The 25911-nt window shown below is 71.3% G+C and carries 24 protein-coding genes and 1 tRNA gene; 9 read left to right on the plus strand and 16 right to left on the minus strand.

The features are described from left to right. On the plus strand, positions 1 to 668 hold a 668-nt coding region (locus tag ACWDX9_RS31135; RefSeq protein ID WP_449960054.1), incomplete at its 5' end, for a polysaccharide lyase family 7 protein. 56 nt (positions 669 to 724) lie between these two features. Continuing rightward, positions 725 to 1693 (plus strand): DUF2332 domain-containing protein, encoded by a 969-nt coding sequence (locus tag ACWDX9_RS31140; RefSeq protein WP_449960056.1) that lies wholly within the window; start codon positions 725 to 727, stop codon positions 1691 to 1693. Positions 1694 to 1714: 21 nt separating this feature from the next. Here the strand turns inward: ACWDX9_RS31140 and ACWDX9_RS31145 are convergent, their stop codons facing one another. Both ACWDX9_RS31145 and ACWDX9_RS31150 read right to left on the minus strand, forming a co-directional pair. Further along, positions 1715 to 4048 carry an FtsX-like permease family protein gene (locus ACWDX9_RS31145; protein WP_449960102.1) on the minus strand — a complete coding sequence of 778 codons (2334 nt, stop codon included), beginning with the start codon at positions 4046 to 4048 and terminating at the stop codon, positions 1715 to 1717. Continuing rightward, entirely contained in the window at positions 4048 to 4779 is a 732-nt protein-coding gene (locus ACWDX9_RS31150; protein ID WP_449960058.1) for an ABC transporter ATP-binding protein, read from the minus strand. The genes ACWDX9_RS31145 and ACWDX9_RS31150 overlap by 1 nt, the downstream gene beginning before the upstream one ends. A 90-nt stretch (positions 4780 to 4869) precedes the next feature. Between ACWDX9_RS31150 and ACWDX9_RS31155 the strand changes: the two genes are divergently transcribed. After that, on the plus strand, positions 4870 to 5478 hold the full coding sequence (locus ACWDX9_RS31155; protein ID WP_449960060.1) for a response regulator transcription factor: 609 nt from the start codon (positions 4870 to 4872) through the stop codon (positions 5476 to 5478). Here the strand turns inward: ACWDX9_RS31155 and ACWDX9_RS31160 are convergent. Both ACWDX9_RS31160 and ACWDX9_RS31165 read right to left on the minus strand, forming a co-directional pair. Continuing rightward, positions 5475 to 7424, minus strand: coding sequence for a histidine kinase (locus ACWDX9_RS31160; RefSeq protein ID WP_449960062.1), 1950 nt, complete (start codon positions 7422 to 7424; stop codon positions 5475 to 5477). The genes ACWDX9_RS31155 and ACWDX9_RS31160 overlap by 4 nt on opposite strands. Positions 7425 to 7472: 48 nt before the next feature. Continuing rightward, positions 7473 to 8489: a hypothetical protein gene (locus ACWDX9_RS31165; protein ID WP_449960064.1), complete on the minus strand. Its 1017-nt coding sequence runs from the start codon at positions 8487 to 8489 to the stop codon at positions 7473 to 7475. A 252-nt stretch (positions 8490 to 8741) separates the two neighbouring features. Here ACWDX9_RS31165 and ACWDX9_RS31170 point away from each other — a divergent pair, with 252 nt between their 5' ends. The 3 genes from ACWDX9_RS31170 (at position 8742) to ACWDX9_RS31180 (ending at position 11467) form a co-directional block, all read left to right on the plus strand. After that, positions 8742 to 10655 carry an amino acid transporter gene (locus ACWDX9_RS31170; RefSeq protein WP_449960066.1) on the plus strand — a complete coding sequence of 638 codons (1914 nt, stop codon included), beginning with the start codon at positions 8742 to 8744 and terminating at the stop codon, positions 10653 to 10655. Between the two features lie 52 nt (positions 10656 to 10707). Then, positions 10708 to 10890: a hypothetical protein gene (locus tag ACWDX9_RS31175; protein ID WP_449960068.1), complete on the plus strand. Its 183-nt coding sequence runs from the start codon at positions 10708 to 10710 to the stop codon at positions 10888 to 10890. Positions 10891 to 11047: 157 nt separating this feature from the next. Next, positions 11048 to 11467, plus strand: a complete 420-nt coding sequence (locus ACWDX9_RS31180; RefSeq protein WP_449960070.1) for a hypothetical protein — start codon at positions 11048 to 11050, stop codon at positions 11465 to 11467. Between the two features lie 4 nt (positions 11468 to 11471). Here ACWDX9_RS31180 and ACWDX9_RS31185 read toward each other — a convergent pair whose 3' ends face one another. The 5 genes from ACWDX9_RS31185 to ACWDX9_RS31205 all read right to left on the minus strand — a co-directional run bounded on the left by ACWDX9_RS31185 (position 11472) and on the right by ACWDX9_RS31205 (position 15248). Continuing rightward, on the minus strand, positions 11472 to 12362 hold the full coding sequence (locus tag ACWDX9_RS31185) for an alpha/beta fold hydrolase (protein ID WP_449960072.1): 891 nt from the start codon (positions 12360 to 12362) through the stop codon (positions 11472 to 11474). 27 nt (positions 12363 to 12389) lie between these two features. Further along, positions 12390 to 13154, minus strand: a complete 765-nt coding sequence (locus tag ACWDX9_RS31190) for an SDR family NAD(P)-dependent oxidoreductase (protein WP_449960074.1) — start codon at positions 13152 to 13154, stop codon at positions 12390 to 12392. 101 nt (positions 13155 to 13255) lie between these two features. Then, complete coding sequence (locus tag ACWDX9_RS31195) at positions 13256 to 13885, minus strand: ArsR/SmtB family transcription factor (protein ID WP_449960076.1); 630 nt, start codon at positions 13883 to 13885, stop codon at positions 13256 to 13258. Beyond that, the gene (locus ACWDX9_RS31200; protein ID WP_364253836.1) at positions 13885 to 14376 is read right to left on the minus strand and encodes a cupin domain-containing protein; all 492 of its coding nucleotides are present in this window, start codon (positions 14374 to 14376) and stop codon (positions 13885 to 13887) included. The genes ACWDX9_RS31195 and ACWDX9_RS31200 overlap by 1 nt, the downstream gene beginning before the upstream one ends. Before the next feature lie 29 nt (positions 14377 to 14405). Further along, the gene (locus ACWDX9_RS31205) at positions 14406 to 15248 is read right to left on the minus strand and encodes a hypothetical protein (RefSeq protein WP_449960078.1); all 843 of its coding nucleotides are present in this window, start codon (positions 15246 to 15248) and stop codon (positions 14406 to 14408) included. Positions 15249 to 15399: 151 nt separating this feature from the next. On the opposite strand from ACWDX9_RS31205, the gene ACWDX9_RS31210 reads away from it, so the two are divergent. Continuing rightward, the gene (locus tag ACWDX9_RS31210; protein WP_449960080.1) at positions 15400 to 17649 is read left to right on the plus strand and encodes a WD40 repeat domain-containing protein; all 2250 of its coding nucleotides are present in this window, start codon (positions 15400 to 15402) and stop codon (positions 17647 to 17649) included. 106 nt (positions 17650 to 17755) lie between these two features. Beyond that, a complete protein-coding gene (locus tag ACWDX9_RS31215; RefSeq protein WP_449960082.1) occupies positions 17756 to 18274 on the plus strand; it encodes a hypothetical protein in 519 nt (172 codons plus the stop codon). Between the two features lie 88 nt (positions 18275 to 18362). Here the strand turns inward: ACWDX9_RS31215 and ACWDX9_RS31220 are convergent, their stop codons facing one another. The 6 genes from ACWDX9_RS31220 to ACWDX9_RS31245 all read right to left on the minus strand — a co-directional run bounded on the left by ACWDX9_RS31220 (position 18363) and on the right by ACWDX9_RS31245 (position 22822). Next, the gene (locus tag ACWDX9_RS31220) at positions 18363 to 19028 is read right to left on the minus strand and encodes an SDR family oxidoreductase (RefSeq protein ID WP_449960084.1); all 666 of its coding nucleotides are present in this window, start codon (positions 19026 to 19028) and stop codon (positions 18363 to 18365) included. Between the two features lie 183 nt (positions 19029 to 19211). Next, positions 19212 to 19997 (minus strand): hypothetical protein, encoded by a 786-nt coding sequence (locus tag ACWDX9_RS31225; RefSeq protein ID WP_449960086.1) that lies wholly within the window; start codon positions 19995 to 19997, stop codon positions 19212 to 19214. A 38-nt stretch (positions 19998 to 20035) separates the two neighbouring features. Then, positions 20036 to 20797 (minus strand): GntR family transcriptional regulator, encoded by a 762-nt coding sequence (locus ACWDX9_RS31230; protein WP_449960088.1) that lies wholly within the window; start codon positions 20795 to 20797, stop codon positions 20036 to 20038. A 74-nt stretch (positions 20798 to 20871) separates the two neighbouring features. Beyond that, positions 20872 to 21702 carry a phosphotransferase gene (locus ACWDX9_RS31235; protein ID WP_449960090.1) on the minus strand — a complete coding sequence of 277 codons (831 nt, stop codon included), beginning with the start codon at positions 21700 to 21702 and terminating at the stop codon, positions 20872 to 20874. 118 nt (positions 21703 to 21820) lie between these two features. Then, a tRNA-Pro gene (locus ACWDX9_RS31240) sits at positions 21821 to 21894 on the minus strand. Positions 21895 to 21958: 64 nt separating this feature from the next. Then, positions 21959 to 22822: a metallophosphoesterase gene (locus ACWDX9_RS31245; protein WP_357751412.1), complete on the minus strand. Its 864-nt coding sequence runs from the start codon at positions 22820 to 22822 to the stop codon at positions 21959 to 21961. Positions 22823 to 22920: 98 nt separating this feature from the next. On the opposite strand from ACWDX9_RS31245, the gene ACWDX9_RS31250 reads away from it, so the two are divergent. Next, the gene (locus ACWDX9_RS31250; RefSeq protein WP_350732699.1) at positions 22921 to 23376 is read left to right on the plus strand and encodes a GatB/YqeY domain-containing protein; all 456 of its coding nucleotides are present in this window, start codon (positions 22921 to 22923) and stop codon (positions 23374 to 23376) included. Positions 23377 to 23651: 275 nt separating this feature from the next. Here the strand turns inward: ACWDX9_RS31250 and ACWDX9_RS31255 are convergent, their stop codons facing one another. Beyond that, on the minus strand, positions 23652 to 25901 hold the full coding sequence (locus tag ACWDX9_RS31255; protein WP_449960092.1) for a transglycosylase domain-containing protein: 2250 nt from the start codon (positions 25899 to 25901) through the stop codon (positions 23652 to 23654). Positions 25902 to 25911 lie beyond the last annotated feature (10 nt).

Below are 25911 nucleotides of genomic sequence, written 5' to 3' on the forward strand. Positions count from 1 at the left end.
ACGCACCCGGCGCCCGAGCGGTGCTGGGACGAGAGGGGAGGGCAGACGCGGGCACGCCCGCGGCGGGGCCGCGGGGGCCCCCCCCCCCCGCCGCCCGGGCGGCGGGCCCCATCGGCTCCGGCTGGACGGAGATCTTCCCCACCTACTCCGTCCACCAGCCGCCCGACAGGACCCGCCACACGTACGACGCCGCCACCGGCGAGCACCACTTCTGGCTGTACGACACCGACCCCAGCACCTTCCCCGGCCAGGACTCGGGCCCGCGCAGCGAGCTGCGCTTCCACAACGACTACACCTCGGGACACGCGCAGTTCGAATGCGACATGAAGATCGGGGCGGGCGCCCACCGGGTGTGCGTCATGCAGGTCTTCGGCGGCGCGACGTCGGCGACGGCGTTCATGACGCTGGCCATGAACACCGACAGCATCAACTACTACGACTCCACGACGCAGATCTACGCCCCGGTGTACGACAGCTACCTCCGCCTCAACGTCGTCCACGAGACCGACCTCGGCAAGATCCACATCTTCGTCAACCGCCAGTACCGCACCAGCTTCAACGACCGCGGCGCGGCCACCCACTACTTCAAGTGCGGCCTCTACGGCCGGACGGACATGTCGGCGCGCAGCGACAACCACATCAAGAACATCCACATCTACCGCAAGTGACACCCGGCCGGCCCGCTCCGTTCCCAGGGGCGGGCCGCCTCGTTAGAGTGCCGATCATGGAGCCGACGACCGCGGAACAGTACCGGCGCTTCGCGTCGAGGGAGGCCCGTGGCTCGTCGCCGCTCTACGAGCAGCTCGCCTCCGGGGTGGCAGACGACCCCGACCTGATCGCGCTGCTGTCCGGCCTCCCGCCCGCCAAGCGGCAGCCCAACCTGCTGTTCGCCGCCGCCCGGTACGTGGCGGGGACGCCCGCCGGCTACCAGGAGTTCCGCCGGTCCGTGCTCGACCACCGCGACGCGGTCGTGGCCACGATGCTCGCCCGCCGTACCCAGACCAACGAGGCGGCCCGGTGCGCCGCTCTCTACCCGCTGCTCGCCTCGCTCCCGCAGCCGCTGGCGCTGCTGGAGGTCGGCGCGTCGGCCGGGCTGTGCCTGCTGCCCGACCGCTACGGCTACGACTACGACGGACGCCTGGCCGGGGACCTGGCCAGTCCGTTGCGGCTGCGCTGCCGCACCGAGGGCGAGTCGCCCTTCGCCGAACCGGGCGGCGCGGTGACCGTCGCCTGGCGGGCCGGCATCGACCTCAACCCTCTCGACGTCACCGATCCCGACGACGTCCGATGGCTGCGGACGCTGGTCTGGCCCGGACAGCACGACCGCCTGCGGCGCCTGGACACCGCCATCGACGTGGCGCGCCAGGATCCGCCCCGCATCGTCCGGGGAGACCTCAACGCGCGTCTTGGCGAGGTGGCCGCCCAGGCGCCCGCGCACGCCACGCTCGTCGTCTACCACACCGCGGTCCTCTATTACGTGCCGGACGACGGGCGCGCCACGTTCGTGGAGCAGGTCCGGCGGCTCGGCGGCCACTGGATCGCCCAGGAGGACCCGGGCGTCCTCCCGGGCCTCGACGCCCGCGTCCACGAGCGGCCGCCGGCGGACGTCGTCACCTACGCGCTCGCGCTCGACGGGCGTCCCGTCGCGTTCTCCGCGTTGCACGGCGGCTGGCTGCGCTGGCTGCCCGCCTGAAATCCGCCCGGCTGAGGCCCGTCACTCGCGCGCCGCGAGCGTGTCCGCCGGACGGGAGCTCAGCGCGAACCTGCCCGGGACGGCCGTGGCCACCAGTGCCAGGGCCGCCACGGCGGCGACCACCGCGAGGTACGCGACCGGCGGCACGTACGGCAGCGCCGACCCCGTCATCCCCGAGCTGAAGGCGGCCAGCGTCACCAGCGAGATCGCCGACCCGAGGGCCACCGCCACGACCGTCGCCGTCAGGGTCTCGGCGCGCAGCATCCGCGCCGCCTGCCGCCGCGTCGTGCCCACCACCCGCAGCAGGGCGAGCTCCCTGGACCTGGCCAGGGTGGACATGGCCAGCGTGTTGACCACGGCGATCGCGCAGAAGGCGATGATCAGGCCCATGGCGACGTACGTGACCGCCGCGTTGGGGCTCTCCACCTGCGCCGTCCCGGCCCCGTCGAGCACCGGCACGCCGGACGCCCGCCGGAGCGCCTCGCGGTCCCCGCCGGAGACCAGGACGGTGCCCCGCGGGTCGTCCACGTGGCCCGCGACGAGCTCCCGGGAAAGGGTCAGGTCGCCGAAGCCGAGACCGCGGGCGTAGATCGCGACGACCCGCACCTCGGCGGGGGTGCCGTCGCCGAGCACCAGCCTGAGCCGGTCTCCCAGGCCGGCGTCCAGGCGGCCGGCGGCGGTGCGGCTGATCGCCGCCGACGTGTCGCCGAGCCCGTCCAGCGAGCCCGCCACCACGCCCAGATCCATCGTCCGGTCCAGGCCGCCGGGCGTGACGGCCTGGACGGCGTACTTCTCGAGGTCGATCCTGACCGACGTGCGCAGCACCTCCGTGACGGCACGCACGCCGGGCACCTGGCGCGCGGCGGCGGCGGAGGCGCCGGGCCCGAGCACGTGGTCGGCCCTGACGCCCGCGCTCAGCTCGCTCTGCGCGGCGTGTCCCATGGTGGTCTGCACGAACAGGATCGTGCACGTCATCGCCGTCATCAGGGTCAGCGGCACGATCACCGAGGCCAGCCGCCCGGTGCCGGCGCGCAGGCTCTTGCGCGCGAGGTAGCCGGCCACGCCGGGCGCGCGCAGCGGCAGCGCCGTCACCGCCCGCGCGACCAGCGGCCCGAGCAGGGCGACCGCGATCGTCCACACCAGCGCGGTCAGCATGGTGACCGGGCTGGAGGCCGCCTCCGTGTTCAGGCCGGACAGCACGATCGTCAGGACCACGCCGCCGGCCAGGGCGAGCAGGCCCGCGACCAGCCGCACCGGCGGGATCCCGGCGGCGGGCATCGCCGTCTCTCCCAGCGCCTCCACCGGCCTGATCCGCGCCGTACGGCGGGCGGAGACGCGCGCCGCCACCCACGCGGCCACCAGCGTGGTCAGGACCGCGACGATCGGGGGGAACGGGCTGACCACCAGCCGCAGGTTCGCCGGCATCGCGCCCAGGTCGACGAACCTGGACCGCAGCCAGAACCCGAGCAGGATCCCGGCCCCGGAGCCGAGCGCCCCGGCGACCGCGCCGATGAGCAGGGCCTCGCCGCCGACGAGCCTCCTGACCTGCCCGGGCAGGGCGCCGACGGCCCGCAGCAGGGCGATCTCACGCCGGCGCTGCTGCATGGACAGCGCGAACGTGCCCACCACGACGAGGACCGCCACCAGCAGCGAGGTGCCGCCGAGCGCGCCGCCCAGGCTGATGAGCCTGACCCGGGAGTTCTCCGCCTCGGGGAACTCGACCGCGCCGCGCTCGTCGCCGGTGTAGGCCACGGCGCCCTTGACGGTCACCTCGACCCCGGGCCAGACGCCGATCGCCGTCACCAGGCCCTCGCGTCCGGCCAGGCGGCGGGCCTCGCCGGTGGCGAAGAAGATCGTGTCCTGGCCGGGCAGCGCCTGCGCGGTCACCCCCACCACGCGGTGGCCGGGGATCGCCCGGCCGGCGTGGCGGGCGTCCACGACCACCTCGTCCGCTGCCTTGGGGGCGCGCCCCTCGGCGAGCGTGAACGGGGTGAGCGCGGCCGACTCCCAGCCGTGGGCGGTGAACCCGGCGTAGGGGAAGGTCACCTCGGTGACCACCTTCGTCACGCCGGGCACGCGGGCGAGGTCCTGCGCCAGGGAGGCCGGGACCCACCTGCGCTCGGACAGGAGCTTGGCCTTCTCCTTGCCGCTCTCCTTGGCCTGGCGGACATACTGGTCGCCCGCCACGATCACGGGGGCGCCGGCGTACCGCTCGGGCGCCACCCCGCCGCGCAGGCCCGTGTCCAGCAGCATCCCGCACGCCGTCACCAGCGCCGCCGCGCACAGCAGGGCCACGAACGCGCCGGCGAACCCGGCCTTGCGGTGGCGGAGCATCCTCAACGCGAAGGAGATCATCAGTTCCACGCCCCCAGCCCGGTCATGCGCCCGGCCACCTTCTCGGCGGTGGGAGCCGCCATCGCGTCCACGATCCGGCCGTCGGCCAGGAACAGCATGTTGTCGGCGTACGAGGCCGCCACCGGGTCGTGGGTGACCATCACCACGGTCTGGCCCAGCCCGGAGACCACCTCCCGCAGGAGGGTCAGCACGTCGCGGGCGGTCATCGTGTCCAGCGCGCCGGTCGGCTCGTCGCCGAACACCACCTCCGGCCTGGTCACCAGCGCCCTGGCGATCGCCACGCGCTGCTGCTGGCCGCCGGAGAGCTCGGCCGGGCGGTGCCCGGCACGGCCGTCGAGGCCCACCCTGTGCACGACCTCCCGCAGCCAGCCCTGGTCGACCCGGGCGCCGGCCAGCATGAGCGGCAACGTGATGTTCTCCGTCACGGTCAGCGCGGAGACCAGGTTGAAGGCCTGGAACACGAAGCCGATGCGCTGGCGCCGGAGCTCGGTCAGCGCGTTCTCGTCCATGCCCGCCAGGTCGGTGCCGCCCAGCCGTACCGATCCCGAGCTGGGGACGTCGAGCCCGGCCGCACAGTGCAGGAACGTGCTCTTGCCCGAGCCCGAGGGGCCCATGACGGCGGTGAAGGTGCCCCGGGGGATCGCGATCGACACCTCGCGCAGGGCCGCCACCGCGCTCCGGCCCCTGCCGTACACCTTGCTCACCGCGTCCAACCGCACTGCCTCTGTCATGCCTCAAGCCTGCTGATCTGCGCTTTCAGCCACCAGAGAGCCGGTCACCACCCCGCCATGACCTCATCATGATCCGGACATAATGGTCAGGTGATCCGCATTCTCCTGGCCGAGGACCAGCACGTCATCAGGGAGGCGCTCGTGGCCCTGATCAGCATCGAGCCCGACATCGAGGTGGTCCAGGCGGTCGAGTCCGGGGACGCGGTGGTCTCCGCCGCCCTGGTCCACCGGCCGGACGTGGCCGTCCTGGACGTCGACATGCCCGGCGCGATCGACGGCCTCGACGCCGCCGGCGAGCTGCGCGCGAAGCTGCCGGGCTGCCGCACGCTCATGCTCACCGGCCACGGCAAGCCGGGCCACCTCCGCCGCGCGCTCGCCTCCCAGGTGGACGGCTTCATCCTGAAGACCGCCTCGCCGGAGGAGCTGACGGGCGCGATCAGGAAGGTGGCGCGGGGCGAGCGGGTCCTCGACCCCTCGCTCGCCAGCACCGCGTGGAACCTGGCCGACAACCCGCTCACCTCGCGCGAGGCCGACGTCCTGCGGCTGGTCGCGGCGGGCGCCGAGGCGACCGAGATCGCGGGACAGCTCTTCCTGACCGCGGGGACCGTCCGCAACTACATCACCGCGATCGTCGCCAAGCTCAACGCCCGCAACCGCACCGACGCCGTACGCATCGCCACCGAGGCCGGCTGGATCTAGATCGGGACCGTGGCGGTCAGCTCGAAGCAGCCGTCCTCCTGGGACACGGCCAGCCGCCCGTCGAGGGCCGTCAGCCGGGTGGTGAGGTTGCCGATCCCGGCCGAGCCGCGGCGTCCCTCCGCGGCCCGTGCCCCGTCGTTGCGCACGCTCAGCCGTACGGCGCCGTCCCGTACGGACGTCGTGATCGTGCAGCGGCGGGCCGAGCTGTGCCGCAGGACGTTGGTGACGGCCTCCCTGAGCACGATCCCGAGCGTGGTGTCGGCCTCCCCGGCGAGGGTGTCGTGGCCCAGGTCGAGCAGGACGTCGATGCCCGCCGTCGCCAGCAGCGAACGGGCCGACTCCGCCTCGGTGGCCAGGGACAGCTCCCGGTGCCCGCCCGACACCGTCCGCAGGTCCCGTATCGCCTGCTCGGTCATCGACAGGACGTCGTCCAGCTCCTTGCGTGCTCGCTCGGCGTCGAGGCGGCGGGCGAGCTCGCACTTGAGCAGGATCGCCGCCAGGGTGTGCCCGAGGAGGTCGTGCAGGTCACGGGCGGCACGCAGGCGTTCCTCGACGACGGCCGCGCGAGCCGGGCCGTCCCGCGACTCGTGCAGCTCCCTGGCCAGCTGGGCGAGCTTGAACAGCCCGTACACGACCAGGCCGGTCACGACCGTGCTGATCGGGTAGTTGACGATCAGCGGGACCGGCAGGCCGAGCAGCGCGCCGGCCGCCGCGACCACCGCGACGATGGCCGCCACCAGCGGCAGCGCCACCGCCCATGGGAAGGCCAGCAGGATCGGCCCCGCCAGGAACCCCGCCACTCCCAGCCACGCCTGCCCGAACAGCGGGATCGGCGCGAACGTCAGCACCGCCATGATCGACAGCGCCACCGGGTGCCGCCCCTCGACCGATCGCAGCTGCATGAAGACGATGGCGGCCAGCGGGATCGCCGGCCACGGCGAGCCGGCCACCAGCAGCGCCTTGGCCGAGAACCCCACCAGCACGGCCGCCAGCAGCGCCATCGGCAGCACGCTGCCACCCGGGTCGGGCACGGGCTCGGTGACCGTTGCGGGCAGCCTCGCCTCCACCGTCACCAGGGCGTCGTCGGTGAGCCCGACGCTGAGCGTGCCGCCTGCCTCCTCGACCTGAGCGGGCAGGTCGCCCAGGCTCTCGTCGCCGGCCGTGCGCGCGCCGTCGTGGGAGACGCGCAGCCGTACCGTGCCCGCCTCCGTGAAGGTCTCGATGCGGCAGGTGGTGGCCGTGCGCCGCCGTACGATCTCCGTCACGGCCTCCCGGAGCACCGCCGCCAGGAGCGCTCCCGCGGGACCCAGCGGCTCGGCGTGCCCGACGCGCACGTCCACGGTGACGCCCGCGGCGGTCAGCATGGCCTTGGCGGTGGTGGTCTCGGGGGCCAGGGACATGGCCCGGTAGCTCGCCGCCGCGGCCCTGGCCTCGGCCAGCGAGCGGCGGGCGGTCTCCACGTCGGGCTCGCCCGTCCGGGCGCCGTCGGCGATCGCGGCCAGCGCCCTGCCCAGGCCCGCGCTCAGCTCGGCGGCGATGCGCAGCCGCTCCTCGGCCGCCGCCGTCACCGCCAGCGCGAGCCTGGCCGCGTTCACCTCGTCGATCCGGTCGATCATCTTCGTCAGGCCGTAGACGATCAGGGAGATCAGCACCATGCTGATCACCGGGTCGGCGGGGCCGAGCAGCGCGGCGCTCGCCGCCACCGCCAGGGCGAGCGGCCACAGCCGGGTCAGCAGCAACGTCCCGCCGACGAAGCCGAGCACGCCGACGGAGGAGCCGGACAGCAGGACCGACCCGTACGCCAGGACGGCCTGGAGGGGGACCAGCCACCACGAACGCCACCGGGCGAAGGCGACCTGCACCCCGAACACGGCCAGCGCCAGGGGCGAACCGGCGGCCACGTAGATGCTCGCGAAGCCCGCGAACACCACGACAACGATCAGCATCGCCCGCTTGTGCACCCGAGCAGCCTAGGAGACGCCGGGTGCCGGGGATCAGGCGGAGGTCCCGACCGCGGCGGCGGGGACGCGCCGCCCGGCCGACGCCCTGGGCCTGCGGGCGGAGACGGCCAGGACCGCGGCCGCGCAGACCGAGACCAGCCCGGCGAGAGCGGCGGCGGCGCCGAGCGTCGACGCGTCGGGGTGGACGAGGGCCTGCCCGCGCTGCGCCTGCCACAGCACCAGCCCCGTGAGCCCCGCGTACCCGAGCGCGGAGACGACCACCAGCGCGGTACGGGTGCCGGCGCCCGCGAGGACCGGGAAGCGCCGGGCGAGCAGGCGCAGGCCGATCGCGACCAGCGGGAGCACCTGCAGGGCGTGCAGGCCGACGAAGTGCGCCACCCGCAGGTCGCCCGCGCCGGTCTCCCACCCGGTGATCGGCATGCCGGCGCCGCCGTCGGGCGCGCCGACGCTGTGCGCGCCGATCGTGGTCAGGCTCAGCCCCCTGGCCAGCCCCTCAGCCTGGCCGGGGGTGGGAGCGGTCATCAGGTAGCCGACGGACATGCCGGCGAGCGAGATGGCCAGCCCGAGCGGGATCGCCCACGCCATCGCCCGGTCCAGGCGGCGCTGCGCCATCAGGAGGATCCCCATCGCGAAGGTCAGCAGCCAGCCCAGGTACGCGGCGCCACCCATGATCATGAACACCGTCTCGTCCAGCCCGGTGGCGAAGTTGAAGTGGCTGCGCACGCCCCGTGCCGCCTGGAAGGTGATGGCCGTGATCTCCGGGAGGAGGAAGCCGCCCACGGTCACCGTGCCCAGCCACCACAGCGTCCGCCGCCACCGCCGGGCCTGGCCGATCATCCAGGCCAGCGTGAGCGCGTAGAGGCCGAGGGAGATCGCGAACTTGATCGGTTTGAGCCACACCCCCTGGCCCATCAGCGTCCGCCCGTCCACCGCGAGCCCGATCGCGCAGCCGACGGCCAGCACCGCCAGCGCCGCCGCGCAGTAGCTGAGCGGTCCATGCCACGCGGACGTGGCCTTGCGAAAGTCCCGGCGCTGGAGCAGGGCACCCATGACGACTCCTTCACATCGACTGAGTGCAACTCTGCTGGTCAGCGGCCTGCCCAACCAGAGACGTGATCACCGGCCGGGCATGACCTCGTCACGAACCGGGCATCTTGTTACGGCCGGGCCGATAGTGCCGAGACTGTACTGGTCAGTCTCCGATTTATACGTTTTCTTGACGCTCTGACCAGGCTAATCATCTCTTTGGCCTGGATAGTGTGCGATGCATATTTATGCGGCCATTTCGGAGGGGTGACCGTTATGGTGCTGGCGAAAAAGCCGGCCCCCACGGAAGGGACGCTGCGGTCCTGGCTGCTGGAGGGTTTGCAGACCGACCGGAAGCAGATCCAGCACGGTCCCCATGTGAAGCACCCGTGGTGGCGGGTGATGTGCCTGACCGGCGTGGACTACTTCTCCACGCTGGGCTACCAGCCGGGCATCGCGGCGCTGGCGGCCGGGCTGCTCTCGCCGCTGGCCACGTTGTTCCTGGTGGCGCTCACGTTGCTGGGCGCGCTGCCGGTCTACCGCCGGGTCGCGGTCGAGAGCCCGTACGGGCAGGGCTCGATCGCGATGCTGGAGAAGCTGGCGCCGCAGTGGTGGGGCAAGCTGTTCGTGCTGGTCCTGCTCGGCTTCGCGGCCACCGACTTCGTGATCACGATGACGCTGTCGGCGGCGGACGCGACCGCCCACATCCTGGAGAACCCGTTCGTGCCGGCCTTCCTGGCCGGCGCGCGGGTCATCGTGACGCTCGTGCTGCTGGCCCTGCTCGGCGGCGTGTTCCTGATGGGCTTCTCCGAGGCGATCGGCATCGCCGTGGTGCTCGTCTTCGTCTACCTGGCGCTGAACGCGGTCGTGGTCGCGACGGCCGTCGTGCACGTGCTGGAGGCCCCTCAGGTGGTCGTCGACTGGAAACGCGCGCTGAGCCTGGACTTCTCCAGCCCGCTGGCCATGATCGGCCTGTCTCTCGTGGTCATGCCGAAGCTGGCGCTGGGCCTGTCCGGGTTCGAGACCGGGGTCGCGGTGATGCCGGTGGTCAAGGGCGAGATCCAGGAGCGGATCAAGGGCACCAGGCGGATGCTCACCACCGCCGCGCTGATCATGAGCGTCTTCCTGATCTTCTCCAGCTTCGTCACCACCGTGCTCATCCCGCACCAGGAGTTCGAGGCCGGCGGCAAGGCGAATGGCCGGGCGCTGGCCTACCTGGCGCACGAATATCTGGGCAACTGGTTCGGCACCGTGTACGACATCTCCACGATCGCGATCCTGTGGTTCGCCGGGGCCTCGGCGATGGCCGGGCTGATCAACCTGGTGCCGCGCTACCTGCCCCGGTACGGCATGGCGCCGGAGTGGACGGGCGCGATCCGGCCGCTGGTGCTGGTGTTCTCGGTCATCGCGTTCGCCATCACGATCATCTTCGACGCCGACGTGGACGCCCAGGGTGGCGCGTACGCCACCGGGGTGCTCGTGCTCATGCTCTCGGCCGCGGTCGCGGTGACGCTGTCGGCCGGGAAGCAGGGGCAGCACAAGGCCATGGCCGGGTTCGCGCTCATCTCGTTCGTCCTGGCCTACACCCTGATCGACAACGTCTTCGAGCGGCCGGACGGCGTCAAGATCGCCTCGTTCTTCATCGCGAGCATCGTCGGCTTCTCGCTGATCTCCCGCGCCACCCGCTCCACCGAGCTGCGGGTCACGGCGGTGCACCTGGACCCGCTGGCCGAGCAGTTCGTCAACGAGGCGGCGTGCGGCGAGATCCACCTGATCGCCAACGAGCCGCACCAGCGGGACCAGGCCGAGTACAACGACAAGTTGCGCGAGGCGTGGGTCACCCACCGGCTGCGTCCCGCGGAGCCCGTCCTGTTCGTGGAGGCGACGGTGCCGGACGCCTCGGAGTTCGAGTCGGAGCTGCACGTCAAGGGCGAGGAGCGGTACGGCCACAAGATCCTTTCGGTCGAGACCTCCGCGGTGCCGAACGCGCTGGCCGCGCTGCTGCTGCATCTGCGCGACCGGACCGGCTCCGTGCCGCACATCTACTTCCACTGGACCGAGGGCAATCCGGCCGTGGCGATGCTGCGGTACCTGATCTTCGGCGGCGGTGACGTGCCGCCGGTGACCAGGGAGGTGCTGCGCCAGGCCGAGCCGGACCCGGAGCTGCGGCCGCGCGTCCACGTGGGCTGACCGGGGGGCGGGCGGCTCAGCGGGTGGCTTGGGGGGTGGCTCGGCCCTGCGGTTGTTCCGCACGGCGGTCGCGTTCACTCAGGCGCTCAAGCCGGCCGACGTCCTCGGGGCGGACCGGCCGTCGGTGCTGCTCACGGTCCCGGCGCTGCGCTCGATGATCGCCCGGCTCGACGTCATCGGCGTCGTCATCGACCCGGTGGGCGCGATGTCCAGGCCCGCGAAGCGCGTGGCCTGACCGGCCCCCGTACCGCGTGAATAACGCCTGACCGGCCGCCGCACCGCGTGAATAACGCGTCAACGGCCGTGGCGTGTGCGAAGTAATGCCGTAGAAGATATCGCCCCCGCGGGCCCGGGCGGGTTTTATGAAATTGCTCCCACAGAAAGGATGGTCGATGCGCGGGCGTCCTGTGGAGATGCTGCTTCCGGCCGGGTTCGTGTGGGCGGTCGGCGCTTGCGTCGTCGCCGCGCTGGCTTTCTCCGAGGCCACGGCACGCATCATCGTGATGGCGGTGGCGGTCGGCGTGTTCGGCGCCTGGGTGCGGCGTTATTTCGCCGCACTGGCGACGGGCGCGATGTCGTGGTGTTTCGCGACGGGCTTTCTGGCGCATCCCCGGGGCCAATTGGCCTTCGGAACCGACGACCTGCTCCGGCTGGCCGCGTTCACCGCCGTGGCGCTCGTGGGCTGCGCCTGGGGGTACGTGTGCGGTGCCCGCCGCCGGCACCGCCTGATGCGGTCGGACCTCCGTCGCGCCCCCGTGATCCTCGGGCGATTACACGGGCGTCCCGAGGAGCTGCCGCACGAGGCGCAGTGACGGTTCAGACCTTCTCGATCAGGTCCTGAATGCCCTTGAGTACGGCGTCGGCCCCTTCGATGTGGATCCAGCTGTGCGAGGCGTTCTCCAGCACGCGGTTCTCGCCGCGGGAGACCGAGGCGGCCAGGTCGGTGTACATGGCGCGCTTGGCCTCGTTCTGCCGGCGCAGCATCTCGGCCGGCAGGTACAGCTCCTGGCCGGGGTCGATGCCCTGGGCGGTGAACGCGATCAGCGGCACGTCGGGCACCTGGCCGCCGTTCCTGACCTCCTCGGCCAGCTCGGCGAGGTTCGCGCGCTCCCGCATGCCGTCGGCGAACGCGGCGGGGTCCAGGTGCCGGGCGACGAGGGCCTCGCGGATGTCCGCAGGCCAGGTCGCGAACATGCCGTTGAGCAGGGCCCGCGCGCCTTCGACCAGCTCGGCCGGGATCTCGGTGACGGTCTCGTCGAGCGCCTGCGCCTGCGTGAGCCGGAACGGCTCGGGCACGTAGGCGTCCCACTCCTCGTAAAGGATGTCCAGGGCGACCAGCCCGGCCACCTCGCCGGGGTGGAGCTGGGCGAAGCGGCGCGCGTGCAGCCCGCCCAGGGAGTGCCCCACCAGCACGTACGGTCCCGGAACGCCGGCGACCCGCAGCAGGTCGTACAGCTCGTCGGCGGCCTCGGCGGCGGTACGCGGCAGCCGGGTGGGGTCGCTCCAGCCGGTGCCGCCGCGGTCGTAGATCACGCTGGTGGTGAACTTGCTGACCTGCTGGTGGAGGTTGAGGTAGTCAAGGCCCATGGCGGCCGCGCCGGGCAGGATGACGACGGCGGGACCGCCGGTGCCGGCGCGGTCGAGGAACAGCTGCCTGCCTCCGACCTCGTAGCGGCGGCCCAGCGGGGGTGTGATGTTCTGGCTCATGAGAACTCCTGTGGTCGAAACGCCAGGTCAGGCAAGAGGGCCGAGGTACGTGCCGCCGGACGCGTCGATGGTCTGGCCGGTCACCCACCGGCCCTGCGGCCCCGCCAGGAAGGCGACGACGTCGGCGACGTCCTCCGGCTCGCCGAGCCGCCCGAGCGCCGTGATCGACTCCAGCCCGGCCACCACCTCGGGGATCGAGGTGTAGCCCGCGGTCATGTCGGTCCGCACCGCGCCGGGCGCGACCGTGTTCACCGTGATCCCGCGCCTGCCGAGCTCGTTGGCCAGGGTCGGGGCCATCGACGCGAGCGCCGCCTTGCTGATGGTGTAGCCGATCTGCATGGTGACCGCGAAGCGGCTGGCCGTCGAGCCCATGTTGATGATGCGGCCGCCGTCGTTCAGCAGCGGCAGCGCGCGCTGGATCACGAAGAACGGCGCGCTGACGTTGATCGCCAGGACCCTGTCCAGCTCCTCCGGGGTGGTCTGCGAGATCGGCTTGGCCGGGCCGATGCCCGCGTTGTTGACCAGGACGTCCAGCCCCCGTCCCGCGAGCCCGGTGGTCAGCCCCTCGAACAGCTCGTCCACCGCGCCCGCCTCGCCGAACCGGGCGCGGACGGCGAACGCCTGGCCGCCCGCCTCCTCGATCCGCGCCACGGTCTCCTTGGCCGCCACGTCGTTCCCGCCGTAGTGGACGGCGATCAGAGCACCCTCCGCGGCCAGCCGCAGCGCCACCGCCCGTCCGATGCCCCGCGACCCGCCCGTGACCAGCGCCGTCTTGCCCGCCAGAACGCCCATCTTCTGCTCCTTGCCAGCGGCCGGTCCTCGGTGCGGATCCGGCGATGGCTCAACCCTGGCGGCACCGCCTCACCGCGTGCTCACCGCACGCTCACCACGCCTCACCGCCATTGCCAGCTGGGGTAACCGCCGTCGAGGGCGCGGGCCGCGTAGCCGTGCTCGCTCAGGACGCGTACGGCCTCCGAGGACACCGCGCAGTACGGCCCGCCGCAGTACGCCACGATCTCCCTCTCCCTGGGCAGCTCGTCCAGGCGTTCGCGCAGCTCGGCCATGGGCAGGGAGATCGCCCCCGGCACGTGCCCGGCCGCGTGGTCGGCGGCCGTGCGCACGTCCACGACCAGCGTGCCGGGGTCGGCCAGGCGGGAGGCCAGCTCGTCGGCGGTCACCCCCTCAAGGGGCCCGAGCCGAGTCCGTACGGCGTCCCGCAGCTCGGCCAGCCGCTCCTCCGCGAACCCCCGCAACTCCGCCAGGAACCGCGACACCCGCTCGTCCGCCAGCCGGTAGTAGACCCGCTGGCCGTCTTTCCTGCTGGTCACCAGATGGACGGCCCGCAGCTGCTGGAGCTGGGCGGAGGTGTTCTTGAGCGCCACCCCCGCCGCCTGGGCCAGCTCCTCGACCGTGTGCTCGCGCTGGCCGAGCACGTCCAGCAGGCGCAGCCGCACCGGACTGGCCAGGGCCTTGCCGATGCGGGCCAGCTGCTGGTAGATCGGCTCCTCCGGGGACTCGGACATCAGACCATGTACTGGTCGTGGCGCAGGTACAGCTCGGTCCACTCCTCGGGGCCGAGCTCGCGGCCGGTGTTGGAGATGTCGGCGAGCTCCTCGAAGTACGCCTCGCGGGGCGCACCCGGGGTGAAGAGGATCAACATGGAGGCCGGCTCGCCCGACTCGTTGCGGAAGGCGTGCACGCCGCCCTCGGGCACGTACAGGAAGTCGCCGGGCTTCCCCTCGGCCCACTTCTCCCCGTTGAAGAGCCTGATGGTGCCGGACAACACGTAGAACGACTCGGTCATCGTGCGGTGGAAGTGCGCGCCGGGACCGGACGGGCGCGGGCCCATCTCCCATCGGTACAGGCCGAACGCGCCGTTCGTCGAGCCGCCCGTGCCGAGGTAGTGCACCTGCGTGCCACTGGCCATCGACAGGTCGGGCGGGGTGTCCGCCGTGCGCAGGACGCCACTGTGCTCGCCGGCCTCTGCCAGGTATCGGGGCTCGGGGTAAGACATGATCACTCCTTCTCATATTCTAAGGAATCTTAGAATAGCTTGGCCGCCTTCGCATAGGCCTCCTGAGCGATCAGCGGAAGCAACTCGGCGGGGTCGGTACGAGGGCGCGGATCCTGATTCGGAATCCGGATCTCCAGCACGTAATGCGAGGTCTGGACCACCTCCACCCAGTGCCAGACGGGGACCTTCCCGGTGCCGGTGATGCGATAGGCCCAGGACCGCTCGCCCAGGCGCGGAACGGTCAGCGGCTGGATCTCACCGAACCCGTCGCCCGCAACGGGGAGGCGACCGCATTGCGCGGGCAACTCCGGATCACCGAGCCGGTCCAGCATGGCCACGGGCCCGGTGATGATCGCCTCACTGAAGGCCGCCCCCTCGGGCCGCCGCGAGCCGGCGGGGATGGCCGGCTCCATCATGGCGACGGCCATCTGCGCGCCGGGGGCGTTGTACCGGTTCAGTACCTCCAACCACATCCCGGCCGTCCACTTGGTGCACTCCTCCGGCCCCTCGAGAGGGCTGCTGATCTGACGCTCCGGAATGAAGGTGGACCGCAGGTCGGCGACAGGCAGCGCGACGACGGCACCCGGCTGGTACGACCGCTGCCGTACGTCCCGGAAGCCAGGGAGCAGGGCCGCGGCCAGCCGCGGGTCCCCCGTGCCCGACCCGGGATTGGGCACATCGTCCTGCTGCCCCTCTTCGAAGACCTTCACGAGCAGCGACGCCGACTCGGACACCTCCGGTGACGCCGACTCGGACGCGGCGATCCGGACACCGGTGTCGGCCGGTCGCGTTCCACACCCGGACGCGGCCACGACGACCGCCACGACGACCGCCGCGACGACCGCCGCCCACCTCGCCGACTGAGGCCCCATCTACCCTCCAGAGAAATCCACGGAGATCGACACAGTAGTGAAGTGCCCGGCCGGCCCCGAGCCGGGCGGATCACGATTTGGCGAAGCGCGCCGTACCTCCGTGATCACGATCACTAGGTTCTGATCGAACGCAAGGAGAGGAGCAGCGACGATGCCGCTCGATCTTTCCTCATTGAACGACGCCGGTCCGGAGCTCCTCCGCGGCCCGTGGCCACCGGCCGTCCTCCGCGCTTGCCGCCGGGCGCTCCCGCGCCTCCTCGCTCTCCCCGGCCCCGAACGGCTCGAGTTCCTGCGCGCGACCGCCGCGGCCGAGGAGCCGGAGGCCCTGGCGGCATTGGACGCGGCAGGGCCGGGGACCTGGGCCCTGGCGTGGGAGAGCGGCGAGCGGCCCACGGCCTTCCACGTGTGCCCGGTCCGGCATGACGGCCCGGTCCGGGCGGTGGCGGTGGGCGAGTTCGGGGGCCGTACGTTCGTGGCCAGTGGCGGCGACGACCACGTGGTGCGGCTGCGCGACGCGTTCGACCAGTCGGGGCCGGACCTGGAGGGCCTTACGGCGAGCGTGCGCGCCTTGGCGTTCGGCGTGGTGAACGGCCGTCCGGTGCTGGCCGGCGGCGATCACGACGGCACCATCCGTACCTGGGACCCGCTCACCGGAGCGCGCGGGTTCGCCCGCGAGACGACCGCGGGCCACCCGTCGGCCCTGGCCTTCGTCGCGGCCGAGGGCGGGCGGGTGCTGCTCGCCGTGGCGATCGGGTACGACGATGACGAGATCCTGGCCGCCGACCATGACGGGCGCGTCGACCTGCTGGACCCGATCACCGGCGATCTCGTACGCGAGCTGCGCGCGGAATGGGACGAAACGGTGCTCGACCTCGCGGTGGCGAAGCTGGGCGACCGCACGGTGCTGGCCTCTGTGGGCTACGACGCGCTGTACGTGTGGGACCCGGCCACCGGCGAGCGGTTGGGCACCGCCGGACTGAACGAGGTCTGGCCGGACCTGGAGAACGACGGGTTCGCTCCGCCCCTGCTCGTGGGCGTGTGGAACGGGCGGCCCGAGATCGGCGTGGTGGTCCGGATCGAACACCCGCCGGACTACACGGTGCAGAGCCGCGAGGTGGTCTACCTGAAACTGGACAACCTCGGCGACCGGGCCCGCGGCCGGGGGTTCGACCGCGACCAGGGTCCGATGGCCATGACCACCCACGCCGGGCAGAACGTGATGCTCGTGGCGAACCACACCGACACCGGCCGGGCGTGGGAACGGCCCGCGAAGGCCGTGATCACGTACGTGGGCGACGGGACGGACGTCCACCTGGACGCGGACACCCGCCTGATCACGGCCGCCGCGTTCGGGAGCCTGGAGGGCGGCCTCTGCCTGGCCACGGCCGGACTCGACGGGACGGTGCAGCTCTGGGACGCGCAGACGCCGCACCGGCACCGGCGGATCGGCTACGGCGGGTCGGGGCTGGCGCTGTTCACCACGGCGCAGGGCGCGCCCGCCCTGGCCATCGGCACGCACAGTGACACCGTGCTCGTCGTGGACGCGGTGAGCGGAGAGAAGATCGGTTCGGTGGGCTGCCGCCAGAGCGGCCGCGGCCACGACTGCGACCTCTCGCCGTACGACCACTGCTGCCGAGGGCTCGCGGCCGGAAACGTTGCCGGTCGGCCGTACCTCGCGAGCGGCGGCTGCGCCGCGTACGGCACCATGCTGTGGCAGCCGCTGAGCAAGATCCGCGGGGTCGCGCGGAAGGACGACCCCACGGGCGGCCGGGTCACCTTCGGCACCAGCGGCCACGCCTCACCCACCGCTCTCGCCTTCGGCGAGGTCGACGGCCGCGTACTGCTCGCAGCCGGGGCCGAGGTGTGGGACCCGGTCACGCAGGAGTGCGTGTCCAGGCTGCCCAGGTGGGGGTTCACGCTGAGCGAGAGCGCCTTCGGCAGGGCCGGGGACCAGCCGGTGCTGGCCACCCGGCGCGACAACGAGGTGGACCTCTGGGACCCGCTGACCGGCCGCCACCTCCAGGTGCTCGACGTGGACGACACCGGGGAGGGGCTGGCCATGGGCCGGATCGCCGACCGAGACGTGCTCGCCGTCGCCAGCGGCAGGTACGTACACCTGTGGGACACCACCGCCTGGGAACGCCGCGAGTGGATATCGCACACCTCGACCGTCACCTGCCTGAGCCTGGCCGAGCACGGGGACCGGCTCCTGCTGGTGACCGGGACCGAGGACGGCACGGTCACCCTCTGGGACGCCGCCTCCCAGCGCCGCCTCGCCGTCCTGGGCGCGTTCGCCCGCCCGGTCCGCTCGGTCGCCGCGACGACCATCCGCGGGAGCCTGCACGTGTACGGCCAGTCCCACTACGGCCGCGTGCTCGCCTGGCGAGTCGACGCTCCCTAGTTCTCCTCGACCAGGTGCGGCGGGTCAGAAGGACGTACATCACTTGTCCGGTCAAAACGGCTCGGTAAGGTCGCCCACCTATGCACACCCGACGTCGGAGGGTTCCGTGGGCACCTGGGCCGCTTACCTCGCATGTCAGGCCTCGAACGACGCGGTGAACATCCTTCCCGCCGGTGATTCCTGGGGCCCGGATGCCTGGGAGGAAGTGGCCGCCCCGGGATGGTCGGTCGCCGAGACGGAGATTTCGGCGGTCGAGGATCCTGAAGCCGTACTGGCGCAGACGAGCGGGCACGCCCTGTTGGCCTTTGTCTTGGACAGCGACTTTGCGCACGTGATGGGGGCGGCCGACGGCGAGACTCGCTGGGAGCTGTATCTCAATGAGCACTGCGCCGAGGCGTACGATGCTCCGCTGCCCGAAGTGGCCTGTGCCCAGAACGCTGACCTTCACCGGCACATAGCTGCCTGGATCAAGGCTGCTACCGGCGACGCCGTCTCACCGGAGCGGATCCGAAAGGTCATCTCCACTCAACGCGTCTTTGCCGATGACGCCCTGCGCTCTCTGCTGTACGTCTTTGGCATCGTCACCGAGCACCTGTCGTTCGGCGACGACCTTCCCGACCTATGACGCCCGCGAGAGCCCTCGACCACCGGCGCGGGCGACTGCGGGACCGGCAGCGTCATGGCGACGCTGCCGCCGGAGCAGAAGGCGGGCATCAGGTGGGCTGGCCGGTGGGGCGCACGACGACCGTGTTCACGTCCACGCCTTCGGGCTGGGCCAGCGCCCAGGCGATGGCGTCGGCGATGTTCTCCGCGCTGAGCATCGGCCCGGCAGGGCGGCCGTCCGGCCAGAACGAGGTGTCCACCCGGCCGGGCGCGATCAGCGTCACGCCGACGCCGTCACCGGTCACGAGCATGCGGGTGTTCTCGGCGAGCGCGGTCACCGCCCACTTCGTCACCGAGTACATGTTGCCCGGAGAGTGGATGAACCCGGCGACGCTGCCGACCAGCACGATCCGGCCGCGGGTCTCGCGCAGCGCGGGCAACGCGGCCTTCACGAGCAGGGCGGGGCCGAGCACGTTGGTGAGGACCATGTCGCGCAGCCGGTCCGGGTCGGTCTCGGTGAGCGGGCCGTGGGTGGAGAAGCCGGCGTTGGCGACAACGTGGTCGAGCCTGCCGTACTCCTTGACGGTCGCCGCCACGGCATCCTGTACGGCGTCATAGTCGGTGGCGTTTCCCGGCAGGCGTAACACGCCGGGTACCTGGGCGAGCCTGGCCTCGTCGCGGCCGGTGACGGCAACCGCCTGCCCGTCGGCGACCAGCCGCTTGGCGAGTGCGAGCCCGATTCCACCCGCGCCACCTGTGATCAGCGTTGTCTTCACGGCGACACCGTAGGGTGCATTGCCCACCAGCAGCCAATAAATCTGCTTATGGCTGATCAGACCGAAACCGATGAGGCGCGACGACCCAAGAATCCGCGACACCAGCGCTGAAGACCGGCCTGTGCACCTCAGCTGGAGTTACGTCGGTCCTTGGAACCTGACGACCCTGGTGGCAAGCCCTGCTTACATGGCTCGCGATCTGCGAATGAGGGACTGCGGGGGCGGCAGATCTACGAGGCCGGGCTGGGACATCGTGCGTCGCTCTGCCGGGAAGAGCCGGTAGATCGTGTCACGGAGCGCCTCGTCCCGTACGGACGCGACGAACTCCTCGGCCGTGCTCCCGCACAGACGACGCAGCTCAGGGGACTCGTCCAGAAGGCACTGGATGAGCGCCCGCTGATCCGCGAGCCGTCTGGCCGCACCCGTCTCATCCACCAGGCACCCATGCCGGCCGACGTAGACGAAGCAGTGCGGCAGCCGGGCTCCGGATTCGAGCGTCACAGGATGGCGCTCGGCGGGCAGGCGGCGGCGCCAGTAGTTCGGTTCGGTGAGGTCGAGCGCGGCCAGCTCGCGTTCCTCGAGCCAGAGCACGAAGAGCCGCGAGGTCTCCCCCGGGGCCTCCACCGGCACTGCCGGCACGTATCCCCACCGGTTGACGTGCGCGGAGAAGCCCGGAGCGATGCCGTCCACCTCGGCGAGCGTCATGGGGATGACCGGCGGGATCCCATGGCCGGCGAACTTGCGGCGCATCTGACCGGGCGAGGCATTGGAGCCCACGGCGACGACCGGGTGGCGCTCCGACATCGGGGAACGGTCGAGCCGCGCCAGGAGCTCGCCCAGCGTCTCGTCTCCGGCCTGCCAGTCGTCCGCCGGGGCGCCCTCCTCTAAGCGCAGCTGCAGGTACGTGTCGTCCACCAGCACGCCGGAGGTGGCAGGGGCGTGTCCCGGGTAGGTCAGCGGCTGCGTCATGGGGTCACTGTGGAAAAGGTCCACGGCCTCGGCCACGGTCATGAAGCATCGAGTTCGTAGACGAGGGTGTGCCGGTCTCCCGGTGCGACCGTGACCATCACCCGCACCGGCCTGCCTTCGGCGTCATAGCCGGTACGCATGTGCTCGGCCACCGGCGTGCCCGCGGGCAGCCCCAGCCGGGCGGACTCGTCCTTGGTGGGCATCCTTACCTGGATCTCGTCCACCAGCCGGTGCTGAGGGTGACCGATGGACGCGAGCAGGCCACCGGGGGCGCTCACGTTCTTCGGCCGCATCAGCGCCGTCCCTCTGGCCAGGTCCTCCGGGAAGTAGCTGTCGGCCACCTGGAAGGGAACGTCGTCCACGTACCGCACCCTGCGCCGGACCACCACGATGTCCTTCTCGGCGTCGAGGTTGAGGCGTTCGGCCACCGCTTTCGGCGGGATCTCCAGGCCGACGCTCACCTCCTGCAGGGGGACGCGGCCCTGGTCCTGGACCTCGGTCGCCCACGCGTCCGCGTCGGCGCTGTGGCCTCCCCGGTGCTCGAAGTGGGACAGATGCCAGCGCAGGCGCGCCTGCGAGCGCACGGTACGGCCGCGGCCCCGCCCGCTGCTGAGCAGCCCCTCGTTGGTGAGCTGCTGCAACGCCTGCCGCACCGTCTGACGCGACACGCCATGTCTCTCTGCCAATTCCTGCTCTGGCGGCACCGTGTCTCCTGGCGCCAGTTCGCCTCGCTCTATCGACGTGCGCAGGGTGTCCGCGACGCGTTCGTACAACGCGCGGGGGTCGGATCCGGCCGGCACTTAGTTCTCCTTGGACGACTTGTACGTACTCACTGTACCAAGAGACCCTATGGTGACCGCAAAATCACAGACCGTTAGGATGGCGTCTCGAGCCAGGAGACGATGCTGCGCACGTACCCGTCGACGTTCACCAGCGGACGGCCGTCAAGGATCCCGACGAGATGCCCCACCCCGAACGGAGCGTCATAGGCGCGGGCGCGCCGGTAGGTCTCGGGGTCCACGGCCAGCCTGATCGTGTCCCAGCCGTGCCAGGCCATCAGGGCCGCGTCGACGGCGGGGTCGAACAGATGGGCCTGGTCCCAGTCGAGGACGCCGACCAACCGGCCGTCCCGGCCCCAGTGCACGTTGGCGCCGCCCAGGTCGCCGTGGACCAGCGCATCCGGTACGGCTTCCAGGGCCGATGCCGCCTCCAGGCGCCTGCGGCACTCATCCCGCCACCTGTCCGGCAGGCGCGGCACCACCTGCTGGGCCAGAACCTCGGCCCAGCCCTGCTCCCTGGGGGCGTTGAGCAGTTGCCTCAGCCGCGGCGTGACGGGCACCTCCCGCACGGCACGGAGCAACTTTCCGATCTGATCCGGATCGCCCTGCCCCTCGGGCTGCTCCTCCCCGCCGATCCACGAAACGGCGACCGCCGCGCGCTCACCGAACCGGGTCACGGGTGTGAGCGGCTCCGGCACCGCGAAGGGCAGCCCGGCGCCGGCGATCTCCCGCAACGCCTCCATGCGGCGCGGCATCGCCTCCGCCGACGACGGCCGCTTGCTCACCCGTACGGCCGCGGTTCCCGGGAGGAGTACGACGTGATGGAGATTGCCCTCGGTGACCCGGGCGGAGTCGAGGGAGTGGCCGGGGAGGAGGGCGTCGGCGATCTCCAGCAGTTCGCCGGCGGGCATGGGACTTTCGGTCATGGTTCACCAGCATCCGTGTCGCGGCGAGGCCGTCCAGAGAAAGGCCCGGATGTCTCTCCAGGCACCCGGGCAACGAGAAAGGCCGCTTCCGAAAATCGGAAGCGGCCTTCTACCTGGGTCGGGGTGGCGGGATTTGAACCCACGACCTCTTCGTCCCGAACGAAGCGCGCTGCCAAGCTGCGCTACACCCCGGTGCACGCCGGTCTTGCGCGTGCTTGGAAAAGTCTAGCGGACTCCCAAGGTACTTGTGACCGCCTCAACGGCGAGGAACAAGGGTGAGCAGTGACGCCTCCGGGAAGCAGGCGAAGCGGGCGGGGGCGTAAGGGGAGGTGCCGAGGCCGGCCGAGACGTGGAGCCAGGCGTTGTCGTGGCGGCTCAGACCCTTCACGCGGGCCCGATCGATGCCGCAGTTGGTCACCAGGGCACCGTAGAACGGGATGCAGAGCTGGCCGCCGTGGGTGTGGCCGGCCAGCAGGAACTGGTAGCCGTCCGCGGCGAAGCGGGTCATGTTGCGGGGCTCGGGGGAGTGCATGACGCCCAGCCGGAGGTCGGCGTCGGCGGGGGCCGGACCGGCGACGAGGTCGTAGCGGTCGCGGTTGATGTGGGAGTCGTGGATGCCCGCCACCGCCACGTCGAGATCGCCCACCTTGATGCGGGCCGTGGTGTTGTTCATGTCGAGCCAGCCCTCGGCCGCCATGCCGGCCCCCAGCTCCTCCCAGGGCAGGGAGGGCACGTGCTGGCGGCGGTCGTTCTTGGAGGTGCGCCAGAGGTAGCGGGCCGGGTTTTTGGGCTTGGGCGCGTACAGGTCGTTGGAGCCGTAGACGAACAGGCCCGGGCGGGACAGCAGGGGCTCCAGGGCGTGCAGGAGCGAGGGGACGGCGTCCGGGTGCGCGATCGAGTCGCCGGTGTTGACCACCAGGTCCGGCTTCAGCGAGCCCAGGGAGCGGACCCAGTTGATCAGCATCGTACGGCGCGGCGTCAGGTGCAGGTCCGACAGGTGGAGAATGCGTACGGGACGCTGACCGCGCTCCAGCACCGGCACGTCGAAGCGGCGCAGGCGGAACCAGTTGCGCTCCACCACAGAGGCGTAACCCAGCCCGGCCAGGCCGAGACCGAGCATGGACAATGGCACTGCGACGGCTTTCCTCACCTACTCATGATGCCCGACATCGGGTGCGCGGCGTCCGGACAGTCCGCGCAGACGGCAAGATGGAGCGCATGAGCGCATTGAAGGACAAGCTGAAGGCCGATCTGACGGCCTCGCTTAAGAGCCGGGACGAGCTGCGTCTCCGGACGATTCGGATGGCACTGGCCGCGGTGAACGTCGAGGAGGTCTCCGGCAAGGAGGCCAGGCAGCTGACCGACGACGAGGTCATCAAGGTGCTGACCAAGGAGGCCAAGAAGCGCAAGGAGGCCGCCGAGGCGTTCGGCAACGCGGGGCGGGCCGAGCAGGCGCAGGCCGAGCTGGACGAGCAGGCGGTGCTGGAGGAGTACCTGCCGGCGCAGCTCAGCGACGAGGAGCTGGGCGCCATCGTCGACGCCGCCATCGCGGAGACGGGCGCCGCCGGGCCGCAGGCCATGGGGCAGGTCATGAAGGCGGTCAACCCGAAGATCGCCGGGCGGGCCGAGGGTGGCCGCGTGGCCGCCATCGTCCGCGCACGGCTGGCGGGGTAGAGCAGCCTCCCGGGTGTTCCATCGCCCGCTGCCGGGGCCTGTGGCGCCACAGAGGGCTCAGGGCTCGGGTTGGTGGCTTGCGTGGGGTCCTGGAGGGCCCTCGGACTGCTGGGCCCTCAGAAAGGCTTGTAGGCGGTCTCAGCGGGCCGGGAGGCGGGTCCCCGCCGCACGGGTAGGCGGCGGGGCCTGGAGCGAGCCTCAGGCCCGTCTGACGGCGGCCCCGAAGCGGAGGCCTCAGGCTGTCAGGCGGCGGGAACCCGAAGTGGGCCTTGGAGCTAGCGGCCGCGGCCGTTGCCCGGGCCGCCGTTGCCGCGACCGTTACCAGGCCCGTCCCCACGGTCCCCGTTCGGCGGGTCGAAGATGTCGAACGGGTCGCCGTCCCCGTTGGTGGGCGGCCCTTCCTCGTCCTTGTCCTTCTTCTCGGGCTTCTTCGGCGCGCAGTTCTCCGTGCACCCGCCGAACCGCGACTGGTCCACCGGCGTGAACTCCGCGGCCTCGACCCCCTTCAGGGCGGTCAGCATCGCGTCCTTCCAGATCCGCCCGGAGATGGAGGCCCCGTACACGTACGAGTAGTAGCGGCCCCCGATCGTGACCCCGATCAGCTCGTTGCCCCTGGTGCCGCGCGGGTCGCCCAGGCTGACGGCCGACGACATGTTGGGGGTGTAACCGGCGAACCAGGCCGACGCGTAGTTGTCGGTCGTGCCGGTCTTGCCGGCCGCGTCGCGCCCGATGCCGCCCACCTCCGTCATCGTGCCCTTGGTGAACACGCCGGACAGGATGCCGCTGACCGCGTCGGCGACCTCCTCCTCCAGGACCTGGGAGCACTTCGGCTTGTACTGCTTCGCCTTGCCGTTCCTGTCCTTGATCTCCGTGATCGCCAGCGGCTTGCAGTATTGCCCGCGCGAGGCGAAGACGGCGTACGAGCTGGCGATCGTCACGGGGTCGACCTCGTTGACCCCCAGCGTGAACGTCTCCACCTCCGACAGCTTCTGCCCGTCGGCCCGCTTGACCCCGAGCTTCTTGGCCATCTTGACCACGCTGCAGAGCCCGACCTTCTCCTCGAGCTTGAGGAAGAAGGTGTTGACCGAGCCCCAGGTGCCGGTCTGCAGCGTCTTGAAGCCGCCGCCGCCCTCGCTGGAGTTGTGCACGGTGTGGGACGGGTCGCCGACGTTCTCGCCCTTGCAGTTCTTGAACGTGCTGTAGCCGCCGGCCTGGTAGCCCGCCGGCGCCGGGAAGCCGTCGCCGTACTTCAGGCCCTCCTCCAGCGCCGTGGCCAGCGTGTAGACCTTGGCCGTCGAGCCCTGCTGGAACCCGCGACCGCCACCGTGTGCCGCGTCGGCCACGATGTTGTAGCTCATCTCGTTCTTCTTCTTGCTCCCGCCGAACTTCCGCGAGGCGGCCATGGCCTTGATCTCGCCGGTGCCGGGAACGACCATGGCCTGCGAGGCCACGGGCTTGTCCTTCTTGGAGACGTACTTCTTGATCGCCTTGTCGGCGGCGGCCTGCATCTTCGGGTCGATCGTGGTCTTGATCGTCAGACCGCCCCGCTGGAGCAGCTTCTTGCGCTCGTCCTGGTTCTTGCCGAAGTCCTCGTTGTTGAGGATCTCGTACTGGACGTAGAGGCAGAAGTACGGATATTTGCTGGCCTCGCAGCCGCCGGGCGCCTTGATGTTCTTCCAGCCCAGCTTCTTCGCCTTGGCCTCGTCGGCCTCCTGCCGCGAGATCTTGCCGATCTCGGCCATCCGGTCGAGGACGATGTTGCGCCGCTGCAGCAGCCGTGCCCGCGACTCGGGGCCGACGCTGGGGTCGGTGCGGGCGGGGTTCTGGACGGCGCCGGCCAGGGTGGCGCTCTCGACGAGGCTGAGCTCGGAGGCGGGCTTGTCGAAGAAGCGCCGGGCCGCGGCCTGGATGCCGTGGGCGCCCGCGCCGAAGTAGGCGATGTTCAGATATTTCTCGAGAATCTGGTCTTTCGAGTACTTCTTCTCGATCGCCATCGCGTTGCGCAACTCGGACAGCTTGCGGGAGAGCGTCGGGGCGATGGCCGCCGCCTGCGCCTCGGGCGTCTCGGCCGCGTTGACCAGCACCTGCTTGACGTACTGCTGAGTGATCGACGAGCCGCCCTGCATCACGCCGCCGCCCGACAAATTCTTCATGAGCGCTCTGGCCGTTCCCTCAACATCGATCGGCCCGTGCTGGTAGAAACGGAAGTCCTCGATCGCGATCAGCGCCGTCTGCATGATCGGGGCGACCTGGTCAAGGCGGACAGACTGCCGGTTTTCAAAGTAGAACTGCGCGAACTGCTTGCCGTTGGCATCCTTCAGGATGGTGCGCTCGGGAAGAGGGGGTTCGTCGAGCTCTTCAGGCTTGAGGTTGAGGCTTTCCACAGCGCTCTTCGTGGAGATCCCCGCCCCTCCGACCGCAGGCAGGGCCACGGCCGCGGCCAGCACCCCGGCGACCGATCCGGCGATGATCAGACGCAGGATGCCGAGGACGGGGTTGGAGCGATCTTTGCGCTGCGCTTGCACGCTACCAAGA

It is taken from the genome of Nonomuraea sp. NPDC003201, from assembly GCF_053590415.1.

Coding starts and splice junctions, on each gene's coding strand:
- ACWDX9_RS31140 (WP_449960056.1), top strand. CDS start 725: ATGGAGCCGACGACCGCGGAACAGTACCGGCGCTTCGCGTCGAGGGAG.
- ACWDX9_RS31145 (WP_449960102.1), bottom strand. CDS start 4,048: ATGATCTCCTTCGCGTTGAGGATGCTCCGCCACCGCAAGGCCGGGTTC.
- ACWDX9_RS31150 (WP_449960058.1), bottom strand. CDS start 4,779: ATGACAGAGGCAGTGCGGTTGGACGCGGTGAGCAAGGTGTACGGCAGG.
- ACWDX9_RS31160 (WP_449960062.1), bottom strand. CDS start 7,424: ATGCTGATCGTTGTCGTGGTGTTCGCGGGCTTCGCGAGCATCTACGTG.
- ACWDX9_RS31165 (WP_449960064.1), bottom strand. CDS start 8,489: ATGGGTGCCCTGCTCCAGCGCCGGGACTTTCGCAAGGCCACGTCCGCG.
- ACWDX9_RS31170 (WP_449960066.1), top strand. CDS start 8,742: ATGGTGCTGGCGAAAAAGCCGGCCCCCACGGAAGGGACGCTGCGGTCC.
- ACWDX9_RS31180 (WP_449960070.1), top strand. CDS start 11,048: ATGCGCGGGCGTCCTGTGGAGATGCTGCTTCCGGCCGGGTTCGTGTGG.
- ACWDX9_RS31185 (WP_449960072.1), bottom strand. CDS start 12,362: ATGAGCCAGAACATCACACCCCCGCTGGGCCGCCGCTACGAGGTCGGA.
- ACWDX9_RS31190 (WP_449960074.1), bottom strand. CDS start 13,154: ATGGGCGTTCTGGCGGGCAAGACGGCGCTGGTCACGGGCGGGTCGCGG.
- ACWDX9_RS31195 (WP_449960076.1), bottom strand. CDS start 13,885: ATGTCCGAGTCCCCGGAGGAGCCGATCTACCAGCAGCTGGCCCGCATC.
- ACWDX9_RS31200 (WP_364253836.1), bottom strand. CDS start 14,376: ATGTCTTACCCCGAGCCCCGATACCTGGCAGAGGCCGGCGAGCACAGT.
- ACWDX9_RS31205 (WP_449960078.1), bottom strand. CDS start 15,248: ATGGGGCCTCAGTCGGCGAGGTGGGCGGCGGTCGTCGCGGCGGTCGTC.
- ACWDX9_RS31210 (WP_449960080.1), top strand. CDS start 15,400: ATGCCGCTCGATCTTTCCTCATTGAACGACGCCGGTCCGGAGCTCCTC.
- ACWDX9_RS31225 (WP_449960086.1), bottom strand. CDS start 19,997: ATGACGCAGCCGCTGACCTACCCGGGACACGCCCCTGCCACCTCCGGC.
- ACWDX9_RS31235 (WP_449960090.1), bottom strand. CDS start 21,702: ATGACCGAAAGTCCCATGCCCGCCGGCGAACTGCTGGAGATCGCCGAC.
- ACWDX9_RS31245 (WP_357751412.1), bottom strand. CDS start 22,822: ATGCTCGGTCTCGGCCTGGCCGGGCTGGGTTACGCCTCTGTGGTGGAG.
- ACWDX9_RS31250 (WP_350732699.1), top strand. CDS start 22,921: ATGAGCGCATTGAAGGACAAGCTGAAGGCCGATCTGACGGCCTCGCTT.